General features: G+C 63.9%; 15 protein-coding genes and 1 pseudogene. 8 read left to right on the top strand and 8 right to left on the bottom strand.

The features are described 5' to 3' along the window. The first annotated feature begins 159 nt into the window (after positions 1 to 159). From radC to NB3_RS16400, 3 genes are read left to right on the top strand one after another with little or no spacing between them, the layout of a single operon-like run. Entirely contained in the window at positions 160 to 831 is a 672-nt protein-coding gene (gene radC / locus NB3_RS16410) for a RadC family protein (RefSeq protein WP_084486293.1), read from the top strand. Between the two features lie 38 nt (positions 832 to 869). After that, positions 870 to 1,556: a HEAT repeat domain-containing protein gene (locus NB3_RS16405; RefSeq protein ID WP_218020585.1), complete on the top strand. Its 687-nt coding sequence runs from the start codon at positions 870 to 872 to the stop codon at positions 1,554 to 1,556. Next, positions 1,550 to 2,563 carry a MerR family transcriptional regulator gene (locus NB3_RS16400; RefSeq protein ID WP_067803486.1) on the top strand — a complete coding sequence of 338 codons (1,014 nt, stop codon included), beginning with the start codon at positions 1,550 to 1,552 and terminating at the stop codon, positions 2,561 to 2,563. Before NB3_RS16405 ends, NB3_RS16400 begins: the two co-directional genes overlap by 7 nt. A gap of 60 nt (positions 2,564 to 2,623) precedes the next feature. On the opposite strand, the gene NB3_RS16395 is transcribed toward NB3_RS16400, so the two are convergent. From NB3_RS16395 to NB3_RS16385, 3 genes are all read right to left on the bottom strand, one after another. Then, the gene (locus tag NB3_RS16395; protein ID WP_067803676.1) at positions 2,624 to 3,049 is read right to left on the bottom strand and encodes a cytotoxic translational repressor of toxin-antitoxin stability system; all 426 of its coding nucleotides are present in this window, start codon (positions 3,047 to 3,049) and stop codon (positions 2,624 to 2,626) included. Continuing rightward, on the bottom strand, positions 3,046 to 3,462 hold the full coding sequence (locus NB3_RS16390; RefSeq protein ID WP_067803483.1) for a RelB antitoxin-like protein: 417 nt from the start codon (positions 3,460 to 3,462) through the stop codon (positions 3,046 to 3,048). Before NB3_RS16390 ends, NB3_RS16395 begins: the two co-directional genes overlap by 4 nt. 136 nt (positions 3,463 to 3,598) lie before the next feature. Next, on the bottom strand, positions 3,599 to 4,099 hold the full coding sequence (locus tag NB3_RS16385) for a tautomerase family protein (protein ID WP_067803480.1): 501 nt from the start codon (positions 4,097 to 4,099) through the stop codon (positions 3,599 to 3,601). Between the two features lie 94 nt (positions 4,100 to 4,193). Here NB3_RS16385 and NB3_RS16380 point away from each other — a divergent pair, with 94 nt between their 5' ends. Next, positions 4,194 to 4,685 carry a winged helix-turn-helix transcriptional regulator gene (locus tag NB3_RS16380; RefSeq protein WP_067803478.1) on the top strand — a complete coding sequence of 164 codons (492 nt, stop codon included), beginning with the start codon at positions 4,194 to 4,196 and terminating at the stop codon, positions 4,683 to 4,685. A gap of 112 nt (positions 4,686 to 4,797) precedes the next feature. On the opposite strand, the pseudogene NB3_RS16375 reads toward NB3_RS16380, so the two are convergent. After that, positions 4,798 to 5,034 (bottom strand): annotated as a pseudogene (locus tag NB3_RS16375) (succinate dehydrogenase iron-sulfur subunit); the annotation flags it as partial. 255 nt (positions 5,035 to 5,289) lie between these two features. Here NB3_RS16375 and NB3_RS34150 point away from each other — a divergent pair. Then, entirely contained in the window at positions 5,290 to 6,948 is a 1,659-nt protein-coding gene (locus tag NB3_RS34150; protein ID WP_084486292.1) for a DUF262 domain-containing protein, read from the top strand. Positions 6,949 to 7,306: 358 nt separating this feature from the next. Next, positions 7,307 to 7,843, top strand: coding sequence for an NUDIX domain-containing protein (locus NB3_RS16370; protein WP_067803471.1), 537 nt, complete (start codon positions 7,307 to 7,309; stop codon positions 7,841 to 7,843). Here NB3_RS16370 and NB3_RS16365 read toward each other — a convergent pair. Further along, complete coding sequence (locus NB3_RS16365) at positions 7,827 to 9,191, bottom strand: NsdA family TPR-like regulatory protein (RefSeq protein ID WP_067803468.1); 1,365 nt, start codon at positions 9,189 to 9,191, stop codon at positions 7,827 to 7,829. The genes NB3_RS16370 and NB3_RS16365 overlap by 17 nt on opposite strands. 210 nt (positions 9,192 to 9,401) lie before the next feature. On the opposite strand from NB3_RS16365, the gene NB3_RS35040 reads away from it, so the two are divergent. Continuing rightward, the gene (locus tag NB3_RS35040; protein WP_157111821.1) at positions 9,402 to 9,662 is read left to right on the top strand and encodes a hypothetical protein; all 261 of its coding nucleotides are present in this window, start codon (positions 9,402 to 9,404) and stop codon (positions 9,660 to 9,662) included. Further along, positions 9,659 to 9,850, top strand: a complete 192-nt coding sequence (locus NB3_RS16360; RefSeq protein WP_067803464.1) for a hypothetical protein — start codon at positions 9,659 to 9,661, stop codon at positions 9,848 to 9,850. The genes NB3_RS35040 and NB3_RS16360 overlap by 4 nt, the downstream gene beginning before the upstream one ends. 271 nt (positions 9,851 to 10,121) lie before the next feature. Here NB3_RS16360 and NB3_RS16355 read toward each other — a convergent pair whose 3' ends face one another. The 3 genes from NB3_RS16355 to NB3_RS16345 are packed head-to-tail and all read right to left on the bottom strand — an operon-like array spanning position 10,122 to position 13,112. Continuing rightward, a complete protein-coding gene (locus NB3_RS16355; RefSeq protein WP_067803461.1) occupies positions 10,122 to 10,895 on the bottom strand; it encodes a succinate dehydrogenase iron-sulfur subunit in 774 nt (257 codons plus the stop codon). Further along, positions 10,895 to 12,664 (bottom strand): succinate dehydrogenase flavoprotein subunit, encoded by a 1,770-nt coding sequence (sdhA, locus tag NB3_RS16350; RefSeq protein WP_067803458.1) that lies wholly within the window; start codon positions 12,662 to 12,664, stop codon positions 10,895 to 10,897. The genes NB3_RS16355 and sdhA overlap by 1 nt, the downstream gene beginning before the upstream one ends. Before the next feature lie 16 nt (positions 12,665 to 12,680). Next, positions 12,681 to 13,112, bottom strand: a complete 432-nt coding sequence (locus tag NB3_RS16345; protein ID WP_067803455.1) for a succinate dehydrogenase hydrophobic membrane anchor subunit — start codon at positions 13,110 to 13,112, stop codon at positions 12,681 to 12,683. Position 13,113 lies beyond the last annotated feature (1 nt).

Genomic DNA, 13,113 nt, shown 5'->3' with positions numbered 1-13,113 from the left:
ACGCGGGGCGGACGTGCCTCGGCACGGGGCGGCGTCCTGCTGCTGAGCCCGCGGATCGGTCCGCCGAGGCGAGTGCGATCCGGTTCCGGTGCCGGCCGGACTGTCGGTGGTCCCTGGCAGAATCCGGGGCACTGTTGACGTGACCGAGGGGTGGGAGTCATGGCGGTCTCTCTGATCGACGTGCCGGTGACGCAGCGGCCGCGTGAGCGGTTGCTGGCGCTCGGACCGCAAGCACTGAGCGACGCGGAGTTGCTCGCATTGTTGCTGCGGCACGGCAGGCGCGGTGCGAGCGCGCTGGACCTGGCGGTGGAGCTGCTGGTCGAGCACGGCGGGCTGACCGGGTTGGCCTCGGCGCGTCCGGAGGAGTTGTCGCGCCGCGCGGGCATCGGCGTGGCGAAGGCCGCGGCGATCATCGCCGCCTTCCACCTCGGCGCGCGCGCACGCGGCAGGCCGGACACGTCGGTCCGGCTCGCCGGTCCCGCCGACGTGGCCGCCGCCGCCATTCCGCTCTTCGCGGGCTGCCGGGTCGAGCGTCTGCTCGTGCTGGTCTGCGACGCGCAGAACCGCCTCCGTCAAAAGGTCTTCGTCGCCGAAGGCGCTGTCGATCAGGTGTCCGTCCCCGTCCGCGAAGTCCTGAACACCGTCCTGCGGCACGACGGCCGCGCCTTCGCCATCGTGCACAACCACCCCTCCGGCGATCCGACCCCCAGCTCCGACGACCGCCACACCACCACCCTCCTCATCGAAGCGGCCCGCACCGTCGGCCTCCGCTTCCTCGACCACGTGGTGCTCGCGGGGGAGAAGTGGACGAGCGCCCCGAGGTTCGCTTGACCTTCTCACTGTGTGAAGGCCTTCACTGGCTGTCGGAGGTGGTCCCCATCAATTCGACACACAGCAATCCACAACACACGCGACTGCTCGACGCCCTGGCGGCGCGGAACTCGTCCACGCGGCTCGAGGCGGCGCTGGCGATCGGCACGCATCCCGATCCCGGTTTCCTCGACGCGCTGATCCAACGCTGCGCGATCGAGCCGGACTTCTTCGTGCGCGACATGCTCACGTGGGCGCTGACGCGGTTGCCATCGGCGATCACGGTGCCGAAACTCCGCGCGGAGCTGGGTTCGGAGCGTCCTCAGGCGCGCAGTCAAGCGCTGCACACGTTGTCCAAGATCGGGGACCAGGACGCCTGGCCTGCGATCACGCGGTCCTTGCTGCACGATGCCGACGACGAGGTCGCGCGCAGCGCTTGGCGCGCCGCCGTCGTTCTCGTGCCCGAGGGGGAGAAGGAAAGTCTGGCCGCGGAGCTGGCCACGCAGTTCGGCCGCGGTGACCGGGACGTACGGTTGAGCCTGAGCCGCGCTCTCGTCGCGCTGGGTGACGTGGTCGAGCCGGTCCTCCGGGCGGCGATGGCGAGTGACGACCCGGTGGTGCGCGCGCACGCGGGTGCCACCGAGCGGCTCCTGCGCGACCCGGATGCCGGATTCGACCTCGCCGTGGACGCGGCCAGACGGGTCGTCGCGCTCGGTCCGGATCGGGAGGAGACAACTGCGTGCTGATCGGTGAGGTGGCGCGCCGCTCGGGGGTGAGCGCGCGGATGCTCCGGCATTACGACTCCCTCGGGCTGGTGCGACCGACCGGCCGCACCGTGGGCGGCTACCGGGAATACTCCCCGGAGGACATCCGGCGCATCTTCCATGTGGAAGGGCTGCGGTCCCTCGGAATGTCGCTGAGCCAAATCGCTCGTGCGCTCGACGACGCGGGATTCACGCCGTCCGCACTGGTCGGCGACCTCATCCGGAAGACCGAAGAACGACTGAACCGAGAGCGGGAGCTGCTCGATCGACTGCGCAGGGTCGATGCCGCCGAACCCTCCGGCTGGCAAGACGCCCTGCGCATCGTCGAACTCCTGCGCGGACTCGGTTCGCCGGACGCCGCCCAACGCCAGCAGGCGGTCCTGGCCCCGGCCGAGGACGTATCGGTGCCCGCCGAACTGCTGGCCGAGGCGGTGCTCACCGAATCCGATCCGTACGTGGCCGGGGCACTGCGGTGGGCGCTCGCGCGAGCGGGCGGTGACAGTGTGGCGAGCGTGGCGGCCGGCCTGGCCTCCGACAACGTCGACATCCGGCGGCGCGCGGTCCTGGCGCTCGCCGAACTACCGGGCGACGAGACGACGGCGGCGCTCACGAGCGCGCTCGATGACCCGGACGCGACGGTCCGCAGACGCGCCGCTCTCTCCTTGGGCGCGCGCGGCATGACCCTGGCCGTGCCCGCGCTCGTCGGCACAGTGGTCGATGGCCCGAACGATGTCGAGGCGGCCGAGATCCTGGGGACGCTGGCGCGAGACCCGGAGTGGGCCGACCGGATCATCAGCGCGCTGGTCGACGAGCTGAACGAACACAAGGGTGATTCGGCGGTGCGGCTACGCCTGACCCAAGCGCTCGCCGAGATGCCGGACACCATCGCGCTCGATACCCTGCGGCACCTGACCCGCGACGACGATCGCGCCGTGGCCGCCCTCGCCTCGGCCCTCGCGGCAGCACTCGAACCCCACCCCGACGAATGAAGGACGCTCGCTCGGCTTCTTGCTCGAGCATTCCCGAGCGCCCTGGTCGGCGAGCTGGTTTCAGCGGCCTTCGGTCCAGAACCGCTGTATGCGAGTGATCGCTTCCTCCCGGGTCATCAGGGCGATTTCGTCCTCGGTGAGACCCACTCGCTGAATCAGCAAGTGCACGAGGTCGATGGGCAATGATGACTTGGGCTTCTCTGGAAGACCGCGGTTCGGCAACACGTCGTTCAAGACGCATTCCCAGAACGAATCTTCGTTTACGTCCAGTTGGTCCCGCAAGATGTGCGCCCACAGGGAGGGGCCGTAAGTTGTGCGATCGACGGGATGGGAGATGCGGGTGCGCAGAATTCGGCCGTCCGCTAGGCCCAATTCATAAGTGACGTGGTGGGTTCCAGTGCGGCCTCGTGCATCCCGTATCCGCTCCCACCCCTCGATCTCGCAAAACTGTTCGTGACGCTTGCGAGTCGGCTGCGGCCAGGTCATCCGGCGGCTCCGACCAGCCATTCCCGAAGTTGGGCGTCGTTGCTCAGGCCGATCAGCTGAATGAGGCCCCAGTTCTCCCGATGGTTCGGTGCGTCGCGCAGCCTGGTTTGCCAGTCCTCGGCGTATTCGCGCAATGCGGCGATCGTCTCGTCTATGGCCTCATCGAGCGTGCCGCCGTCGGCGGCCACCGGCAACCCCGGCAGGAACACCGACCATCCCCCGTTCTCGGCAACCACTTCCGCACCGGACGGGCAAACCTTCGCAAGCATGGAGCGGAGCCGTTCAGCATCGACCACCGCGGCGTACTCGGCGTCGCGCCGTACAGTCGCCACACGTCCTCGTACGGCAGCATCCAACAACTCTTTGAGATGGGCGCGTGCGTCGGTGTAGCTGTCGTAGTGCACCGCTGACATCGGTCACCTCCAGAATCGCTGCGTCTCCATAATCCCGCCCTCCTAAAAGTACGTCAAGTACGCCACGTACTGACCGTTACGGGCGCATGACTGTGGCAAACGTCGAGTAGCGCTCTCGCTGGTGTGCCACTCGTAGTCATCGCGGAGCGCGGTCGCGTTCAAGTCGGCTGGCTGTGATTCGTTCGGCGGCCAGTGCCGAGGCTTGGTCGAGGTTGCCGCCGGTCAATCGGGCCAGGATGTCCTTCAAGGTTTTGATTTCGCCGGAACCGCCCCAGTGTCCTTCGGGAATCTCGGTGGGGAAGACCCAGATGCGGCTGGGGTCGCGCGGCCACGCGCCGTCCTCGGCGTCGAGGATGGCCTCGGTGATCTCCCGGACGACGCCGGCCCGTTGCACCGCGTCGAGTTGTCCCTCCGGTACGGACGGCACCACTTTGTACCGTGGGGCTTCCGCGGGCGCGCCGCCGACGAACACGGCGGCAGGCCGGTGCAGAAAGGCCCACGACACGGAGCGTGTGATCGGGTCCGACGGGTCGAAACCCTCATGCCGGATGAGGATTTCGGTGATTCGGTTCAGCAGGGCTGCTTCGCGCTCGGGAGTGAAGGTGCCCGCGAGGATGTAGACATCGAGCATGGGCATGCCGACCGCCTCCTAGGTTTAGTTATGAAACTCAGATGGCGGCACCGTATGACCCTGGATATAAAAAGTCAACTCAGATGGGTATCGTGGCCGCATGACGTCCGCACCGCGCATCGACCCCGTCAACTGCTCAGTGGCACGTGCGCTGTCGGTGATCGGAGAACGCTGGTCGCTACTGATCGTGCGGGAGGCGCTCGACGGCGCGCGACGGTTCAGCGAATTCCGCGACCGCTTGGGCATAGCCAGCAATCTGCTCTCGGCCCGGCTCGACAGCCTCGTCGAAGCCGACGTGCTGGAGAAAATCCCTTATCGGGAACCGGGCGCTCGGCAGCGCTACGAGTACCGCCTCACCCCGCGCGGCTTGGATCTGCGACCGACGTTGATCGCCTTACTCGAATGGGGCGACAAGTACCTGGCAGATCCGCAGGGCCCCTCGGTGGTGGTCCGCCACCAGACCGAAAGCGGCGAGGAATGCCAGGAGCCGGTTCGCATCGTCCTCGAATGCGCCGGCGGCCACACCCATCTGCCACCCTCGGCGATCCGTCGCACACCCGGACCTGGGGCGCATCTCGTGAACCCGGCCTGACCTGGGCTGAGCATGCCGCGACCGCCGGTGGAAGCAGCCCACCTCACAAACGGCGAAGGCCGCCTCCATCGCAGTGATGGAGGCGGCCTTCGGTGCGGCTGGGTCCGTGAAATCAGCGAGTGAACAGGAGCGCTCGCTTGACTTCCTGGATGGCCTTGGTGACCTCGATGCCACGGGGGCAGGCGTCGGTGCAGTTGAAGGTGGTGCGGCAGCGCCAGACGCCTTCGACGTCGTTGAGGATGTCGAGGCGTTCGCGGGCGCCTTCGTCGCGGCTGTCGAAGATGAAGCGGTGGGCGTTCACGATCGCGGCCGGGCCGAAGTAGCTGCCGTCGCTCCAGTACACGGGGCAGAGGTGGTACGCCTCTCGGTGCGCCGCCCTGGCTGTAGCACGACTTGGCCTGTCGCGCTCTTGGTAGCCCCAGCGGGCGGTCAGCGACCGGGGGCCTGAGCCACCCACCTGTGGTGACTCGGCGGTGGAAGATCGCCGCACAACTTTGCCACCAGTTGTCGGAGACTTCGATTATGGTGAGCGCCAACGGCGTTCGCGCCTGGGGTGCCACACAGATCGAAGCCATATCCTTTTCGATTGCAAGGAAGACAACCGTTGGTCGCAACGACACCTACCCATGAAAAGTATCAGGGCCTTCTGGCTGACATTGGACGTGGAACCATACAGATTCCACAGTTTCAGCGTGATTTTGTATGGACTTTGCAGAATTCGGCGAAGCTACTTGACAGCATCATCAAGGGCTATCCAGTCGGTACATTCATTCTGTGGATTACTCGTGACCGGCTTCGGGCGGTCCGAGATATAGGTGGCATGTCCTTCCCTGACGTTCCGCCCGGAACGGAGACGGCCTTTGTGCTCGACGGCCAACAAAGGCTTACCAGTCTTTATGCGGCGATTCAGGGGGCGAAGATAGTCCGCGCATCCGGGGCGGTGGATGATTTCTCCCAGATTTTTGTCAACCTTTCTGCTACTGAACATGATTCAATCGTCGTAACGGATGTCGCCGAGCTGCCAAAAGGCTCGTGGATCAGCTTGGGGGATCTGATTAACGGTGGCACTAAGATAGCACGCCACTATGATGACAAATATTTGGATAATATTGACAAGTATCGCAGTCGACTTGCTGCGTATGACTTCCCTATCGTGAAAGTAACTGACGCTGAGATTGACGTCGCGACCGAGATCTTCACGCGAATAAACGTGGGCGGGAAGCCTCTGACTACCTTTGAAATAATGGCTGCCAAAACCTATGATGAAGCGAAAGAATTCGATCTCGCCGACAAGTTACATGATTTGCGTAATCGCCTGGAGGATGTTGAATATGAGACTGTTTCCGATGCGATACCGCTCCAGCTGATCTCCCTAATCCTCGATGGTGAGTGTGGCAAGAAGTCCATCCTGCGGCTCGACAAGTATGAGTTCATCAAATGTTGGCCTAGCGCCGTGGATGCGCTGGAGTCTGCCGTCGACTACTTTCGGACTACATACAGAATACCGGCGTCAAAGCTGTTGCCCTTTAATGCGTTACTGGTTCCATTCGCCTATTTCTTCTATCGCAAGAACGAGAGGCCGAACTCGACTCAGAAGCGCCTCCTTGAGGATTTCTTCTGGCGATGCTCGCTCGGGCGCAGGTATTCTGTATCCGTCGAATCTCGCCTGGCGCAGGACAGGTATCGCATCGATTCGATACTAGAAGGCAAGTCGCCTGAATATGATTGGGGAGTGGACGTCAGCCCTGAATTCCTGATTCAAAATGGATTGTTCTCGCCCAATCGGTCCTTTGTCAAAGCGATCCTGTGTATATATGCATACCATGAGCCGAAGTCTTTTGAGGATAACGCTAAGGTGCATATAGGAAATGCATGGCTGAAGCAGGCCAACAGTCGAAACTATCACCATTTCTTCCCCAAGGCGTATCTTAAGAAGAAAGGCTTTACGGATCGTGATTCTAATAGTGTCCTGAATATTACCATCGTAGACGAATATCTGAATAAGCGGCAAATTCGCACCGACCCGCCGTCGGTATATCTGAAACGCTTCTCTGCTGGCAACGCTGATCTCGAGAAGGCGCTGGAGTCGCACCTCATTGGGTCGTATAAGAGGTTCGGCTCATGGTCCAACGATTACGAAGTGTTTCTTAGGAAGCGTGCGGAGCGTGTCAGCGGGGAACTCCGCAAGCGACTCATCGAACGGAAGATCGATCAGCGCGGACAGGTTGCAAGCTACGATGACATTGCAGAAGAACCGAACTGACTCCCTGACCGCCGCTTGGGCTGGCCAGATGAGAGAGGGCCCCTGCATTTATTACCGGTCGCGTCGCTGACTGGGACGTTTGGGTGGCGCAGCTCAGGAGTGACGATGGCCGCCTCCTCGAAAGATGCGGGCGGCTTTCGATCAGTTCGCTCGTGATGTCAGGGAGTGAGCGGGAGCGCTCGTTTGCCTTGGTGACCTCGATGCCGCGGAGGCGTTCGCGGGCGCCTTCGTCGCGGTTATCGACGATGAAGCGGTGGGTGTTCAGGTTCGCGGGGGCTGCGCTGTCGCACCTAAGTCTCCGAGGGGGCAAGGCGTGGGCTGCTCTCCGAAGGTGGGCGTCTGCGTATACGGTCGAACCGTGGCCCGGACCCAGTGGACAATCCACGATGAGCACGTCGTGGACGAGAATCGCCATATCAAGTTGTCGACCGTCGATGTCGAGCTACCCGATGGAGTGAAGTTCACCCAGTATGTGGCACGGATGCCGAGGTGCGCGATGACGTTGGTGCTCAACGAAAGACGCGAGGCACTGCTCATGTACCGCCACCGGTTCATCATCGACCGCTGGGTGTGGGAACTACCGGGCGGCTATGTGGATCATGCCGAGGACGTCGCCGCCGCTGCGGCGCGGGAGGTGGAAGAAGAGACGGGTTGGCGTCCACGGTCAATGGAACGGCTGGTTACCTATCAGCCTGCGATTGGCACCTTGGATCAGCCGCAGGAGGTCTACCTTGCGCGCGGTGCCGACTTGACCGACACCGAACCAGATATCAACGAGGCCGAGGACATTCGATGGATTCCGCTTGAGGAAGCGGCCGCGATGATTGATCGCGGCGAGATTGTCGGCGCGGCGACAGTAGTGGCGGTGTACCGGGCGCTCAGTCTGCCCGCCTAGCGATCGAGAGCACCTGCTGTCGGAATTTGCTGACTTCCGGGAGCGTGGCGTACGGAGCGAGTCGATGGCGAAGTTCTCGCAGGTATGCGAGTGTCCGCTGTGATTCCAGGCCGTTGGCGATCTCAAGGGCCTCAGCGCCGATCCGTACTGCTTCTCGTGGGTCGTCATCGGCGTGGGCGGATGCCAGAAGGCACAGGTTGAACGCGCGCCCTCGGACATAGCCGTCTGACATGTTCAATGACCGTTCGGCGAAATGGGCCGTACGGGCAGTGTCGCCGAGATCACGGAAGCAATGTGCGGTCTGGGCGGACAAGTAGGCGTCATCGAAGTACTCCAGCCAGGAAGGACGCACACTTTCAGCACGGTCGAAGGCACGTTCCGCCGCATTGAGGGAACAGGCGCACGAGGAGCTGTCTGCGCGCGCCGCATGACCATGTGCCTCGATCACGTGGCATTCGGACTCCAGAGCCGCCAGTCCAGCGGTCCGCGCTGAGATGCGCGCCGCTCGAGCGAGGTCGATCGCGTCGCCCGGTCGGCCAACATAGATCGCTTGATGACTCATCGCGGCGAGGATTTCAGCGCCGAGTCCGGTGTCTCCTGCGGCGCGGGACATCCGTAAGGCTTGGATCAAATAGCGCTGTGCGAGGCCATGCTCTTCCAAGTCATACGCGGCCCACCCTGCGAGCTTGGTGAGTTCAGCAGCGGCAGCGAACAACTGACGCCCGATCAGTTCGGTGTAGCTGCCACGCAGTAGTGGTGCCACCGAACTGTGGAGGTATTGAACGATGGTCGAGCGAACCTTTCCGCCACCGACACGATTGTCCAAGTCGCGGAAGGCGGCGTTCATCTTTCGCACCGCGTCGATATCGGACTGGCCGATCCGGCGAAGACCCGAGCATGAAGTTGGATGGTCCGGCGCGGGCATGGTCAGCCACCGCATCGAGGCGGCCGGATAGACCGCAGCAGCGTAGGACGCTCCTTTCAGGAAACGTCGTCGCTCCACATCGCTCCTCCATAGTGCAGTCGCGGCAGCCGTTGCCTCAGACAGGCTCAATGAAAATTCCAATCCGAGATCGGCAGTGCTCGGCCCACCGGACATTCCACAGTCGGACGGGATTACACGGCGGCCCACTACTTCGGTGAGTACTTCAGCCACCAGTTCCGGCCCCGGCGGCTTCGGCTGCTCGCCGGCCAGCCACCGACTTACTGCGGTGTGGTCGTAGCGGAGTGCGACCCCAACCGCGCTACCGTGCTCGACTACGCGGCGCGCGAGACCTTTTCGGCTCAGACCGGCTTCCTCCAACAGTTCCGCGAGGTGCCTGTTCGGCTGCTTTGGCTGACGTCCCATGTCCGGGAGTGTGGCACGGACAACAGCACGGACGCCATGGTCACGCCCGCGTTCACACACCCATTGCACACACCTGCCCGAGTTGCGCGTCTTACCGATGAGGGTATGTGCACGGTCTCCTGTAACTGTCCGGCGCCGTACGGCTTTGTCCACGTCGCATCACATTGCTCACAACACTCGAGGTCAGTCATGCACCCTTTTGTTCCTATCTTGGTCGTTGCAATCCTTGCGACTACCGCCGCCTTTTGTTTGGGTTTGCGTTACCTTGAGCGCGAGGATGAACCCTCTGCTGCGACGGAACGAATTACGGACCTCTTTCCTCCTGTCTCCGTCGCCGAAGCACACCGGATCATGCAGCAGTATCGCGATTGCCCGGCCGAAACCTGTGACATCAAGCGGCTTGCCTACTGGACATTGGTCGACGCCGGACACATCGCGCCGTCGCTGCGGGCGGAACGGATCGCCCGATGACCATTACCTCGGCGGACGTCGAACAGTGGCGCCATTTCCATCGCAACTGTTACGTGGAGGGCGCTTTTCGTTCCCTCGACGAGGCCAGGTTCGTCCTCAACGTTCATTCGGGGCACGGCCCGAACTGCCTGCAATATCTCGCTGCCTCGGCGTACAGCAGCGGCTTGGCGGACGAGGCGCTGGCATGACCCGCATCGGTTGGCTGCACTGGGATGACGGGACCTGGGCTGCGGTCGACGAGTACGGAATCCCGCATCCGATCGGTGCCGATGACTCAGAAGCTGTCGACGATTGCGACGCAACAGCGGATTACCTGCCACCTCGGGTGCCAGCAGAAGACGAAGGCCGACGATCTCCGGCGAACGAGCGGCCGTGATGAATGCGGTCCGCTCCAGGAATTACGAAGGCCGCCTTCACCGGGTGGTGAAAGCGGCCTTCGTTTACGACCGAGCTGTGAAATCAGCGAGTGAACAGGAGCGCTCGCTTGACTTCCTGGATGGCCTTGGTGACCTCGATGCCACGGGGGCAGGCGTCGGTGCAGTTGAAGGTGGTGCGGCAGCGCCAGACGCCTTCGACGTCGTTGAGGATGTCGAGACGTTCGCGGGCGCCTTCGTCGCGGCTGTCGAAGATGAAGCGGTGGGCGTTCACGATCGCGGCCGGGCCGAAGTAGCTGCCGTCGCTCCAGTACACCGGGCAGGAGGTGGTGCAGCAGGCGCACAGGATGCACTTGGTGGTGTCATCGAACCGGGCGCGGTCGGCCTGGCTCTGGATGCGCTCGCGGGTTGGCTCGTTACCCGAGGTGATCAGGTAGGGCTTCACCGCGCGGAACGCGTCGAAGAACGGCTCCATGTTCACCACGAGGTCCTTCTCCACGGGCAGGCCGCGGATGGGCTCGACGGTGACGGTGATCGACTTGCCGTTCTTGGGCAGCATGTCCTTCATCAGTACCTTGCAGGCCAGCCGGTTGACACCGTTGATCCGCATGGCGTCGGACCCGCACACGCCGTGCGCGCAGGAACGACGGAAGGTGAGCGTGCCGTCCAGGTAGGACTTGATGTAGATCAGCAGGTTCAGGAAGCGGTCGGTCGGCAGGGCAGGCACCTGGAAGGACTCCCAGTGCGCGCCCTTGTCGTCCTCCGGGTTGAACCTGGCCACCTTGACCGTGATCATCACCGAGCCCTCGGGGACCGGAGCGGGCGTCTGCGAAGAGGGTGCTTCGGCAACAGCAGTCATCAGTACTTACGCTCCATCGGCTCGTAACGGGTCTGCACCACCGGCTTGAAGTCCAGGCGGATGTCCGAGAGGAGCTCCGAGCCTTCCTTGTAGGCCATGGTGTGGCGCATGAAGTTCACGTCGTCGCGGTCCGGGTAGTCCTCGCGGGCATGGCCGCCGCGCGATTCCTTCCTGTTGAGCGCGCCGACCACGGTGACCTCGGCCAACTCGAGCAGGAAGCCGAGCTCGACAGCCTCGAGCAGGTCGCTGTTGTAGCGCTTGCCCTTGTCCTGCACGGTGATCCGCGCGTAACGCTCCTTGAGCGCGTGGATGTCGGTGAGCGCCTGCTTGAGCGTGTCCTCGGTGCGGAACACCGAGGCGTTGTTGTCCATCGACCGCTGCAGCTCGGTGCGGATGTCGGCCACCCGCTCGTCGCCGTGCTCGCTCAGCAGCTGGGCCAGCCAGTCCTGCACCATCCGCGCCGGGTTCTCCGGCAACTCGACGAACTCGCTGCGCTGCGCGTATTCCGCGGCCGCGATGCCGGCGCGGCGGCCGAACACGTTGATGTCCAGCAGCGAGTTGGTGCCGAGACGGTTCGCGCCGTGCACCGAGACGCACGCGCACTCGCCCGCGGCGTACAGGCCGGGGACGATGTCGCTGTTGTTGCGCAGCACTTCGCCGCGGATGCGGGTCGGGATGCCGCCCATCACGTAGTGACAGGTCGGGAACACCGGCACCAGTTCCTTCACGGGGTCGACGCCCAGGTAGGTGCGGGAGAACTCGGTGATGTCGGGCAGCTTCTCCTCGAGCACGTCCTCGCCGAGGTGGGTCACGTCGATGTAGACGTAGTCCTTGTTCGGACCCGCGCCGCGGCCCTCCAGCACCTCGAGCACCATCGAGCGGGCGACGATGTCGCGCGGCGCGAGGTCCTTGATGGTGGGAGCGTAGCGCTCCATGAACCGCTCGCCGTCGGCGTTGCGCAGGATGCCGCCCTCGCCGCGAACCGCTTCGGAGATCAGGATGCCGAGCCCGGCCAAGCCCGTCGGATGGAACTGGTGGAACTCCATGTCCTCCAGCGGCAGGCCCTTGCGGAACACGATCGCCATGCCGTCGCCGGTCAAGGTGTGCGCGTTCGAGGTGGTCTTGTACATCCGGCCCGAGCCGCCGGTGGCGAACACGATCGACTTGGCGTGGAAGACGTGCAGCTCACCGGTAGCCAGCTCGTAGGCGACCACGCCGGTCGCGACCGGGCCGCGATCGGTCTCGCTGAGCACCAGGTCCAGCACGTAGAACTCGTTGAAGAACTCCACGTCGTGCTTGACGCAGTTCTGGTACAGCGTCTGCAGGATCATGTGGCCGGTGCGGTCGGCGGCGTAGCAGGCGCGGCGGACGGGGGCCTTGCCGTGATCGCGCGTGTGCCCGCCGAAGCGGCGCTGGTCGATCTTGCCCTCTGGCGTCCGGTTGAACGGCAGGCCCATCTTCTCCAGGTCGAGCACCGCGTCGATGGCCTCCTTGGCCATGATCTCCGCGGCGTCCTGGTCGACCAGATAGTCACCACCCTTGACCGTGTCGAAGGTGTGCCATTCCCAGTTGTCCTCTTCGACGTTGGCCAGCGCGGCGCACATGCCGCCCTGCGCCGCGCCGGTGTGGCTGCGCGTCGGGTACAGCTTGGTCAGCACCGCCGTCCGAACCCGCGGGCCGGCCTCGATCGCGGCGCGCATGCCCGCGCCGCCCGCGCCGACGATGACGACGTCGTAGCGGTGCTCCTGGACAGGACGAGATTCACTCATGCGAGGGGGCCTGTTCCTAACTGATGTTGGGGTCGAAGGTGAAGATGACGTAGGTGCCCACGCCCATGATCAGGATCATCGACACGGCCAGCAGGGTCTTGAGCCAGAAGCGGGTCGAGTCCTTGCGGGAGTAGTCGTCGATGACCGTGCGCAGGCCGTTGCCGCCGTGCAGCTGTGCCAGCCAGAGCATGGTCAGGTCCCAGAACTGCCAGAACGGGCTGGACCAGCGGCCCGCGACGAAGGCGAAGTTGAGTCGCTTCACGCCGCCGTCGAGCAGCAGCATGATCGCCATGTGGCCGAGTACCAGCACGATCAGCAGCAGGCCGGAGAAGCGCATGAACAGCCAGGCGTACTTCTCGAAGTTGTTGCTCGAGCGCGCGCGCGGCGAGCGCGGCAGGTCCAGGCTGGCCGGGCGGTCGTACGACTTACCGATGACAGGTGCGCTCATT

The sequence above is a fragment of the Nocardia beijingensis NBRC 16342 genome, from assembly GCF_001612785.1.
Classification (GTDB): domain Bacteria; phylum Actinomycetota; class Actinomycetes; order Mycobacteriales; family Mycobacteriaceae; genus Nocardia; species Nocardia beijingensis.
Note: the sequence above shows the minus strand (reverse complement) of the source record. Positions and strands in the feature narration are given on the sequence as shown.

Excerpts from the sequence above, each read along its gene's own strand:
- NB3_RS16345 (WP_067803455.1), bottom strand. The coding sequence starts at position 13,112 with ATGAGCGCACCTGTCATCGGTAAGTCGTACGACCGCCCGGCCAGCCTG.
- NB3_RS16365 (WP_067803468.1), bottom strand. The coding sequence starts at position 9,191 with ATGGGACGTCAGCCAAAGCAGCCGAACAGGCACCTCGCGGAACTGTTG.
- NB3_RS16355 (WP_067803461.1), bottom strand. The coding sequence starts at position 10,895 with ATGACTGCTGTTGCCGAAGCACCCTCTTCGCAGACGCCCGCTCCGGTC.
- radC (WP_084486293.1), top strand. The coding sequence starts at position 160 with ATGGCGGTCTCTCTGATCGACGTGCCGGTGACGCAGCGGCCGCGTGAG.
- NB3_RS16380 (WP_067803478.1), top strand. The coding sequence starts at position 4,194 with ATGACGTCCGCACCGCGCATCGACCCCGTCAACTGCTCAGTGGCACGT.
- sdhA (WP_067803458.1), bottom strand. The coding sequence starts at position 12,664 with ATGAGTGAATCTCGTCCTGTCCAGGAGCACCGCTACGACGTCGTCATC.
- NB3_RS16395 (WP_067803676.1), bottom strand. The coding sequence starts at position 3,049 with ATGACCTGGCCGCAGCCGACTCGCAAGCGTCACGAACAGTTTTGCGAG.
- NB3_RS16360 (WP_067803464.1), top strand. The coding sequence starts at position 9,659 with ATGACCATTACCTCGGCGGACGTCGAACAGTGGCGCCATTTCCATCGC.
- NB3_RS16385 (WP_067803480.1), bottom strand. The coding sequence starts at position 4,099 with ATGCCCATGCTCGATGTCTACATCCTCGCGGGCACCTTCACTCCCGAG.
- NB3_RS16390 (WP_067803483.1), bottom strand. The coding sequence starts at position 3,462 with ATGTCAGCGGTGCACTACGACAGCTACACCGACGCACGCGCCCATCTC.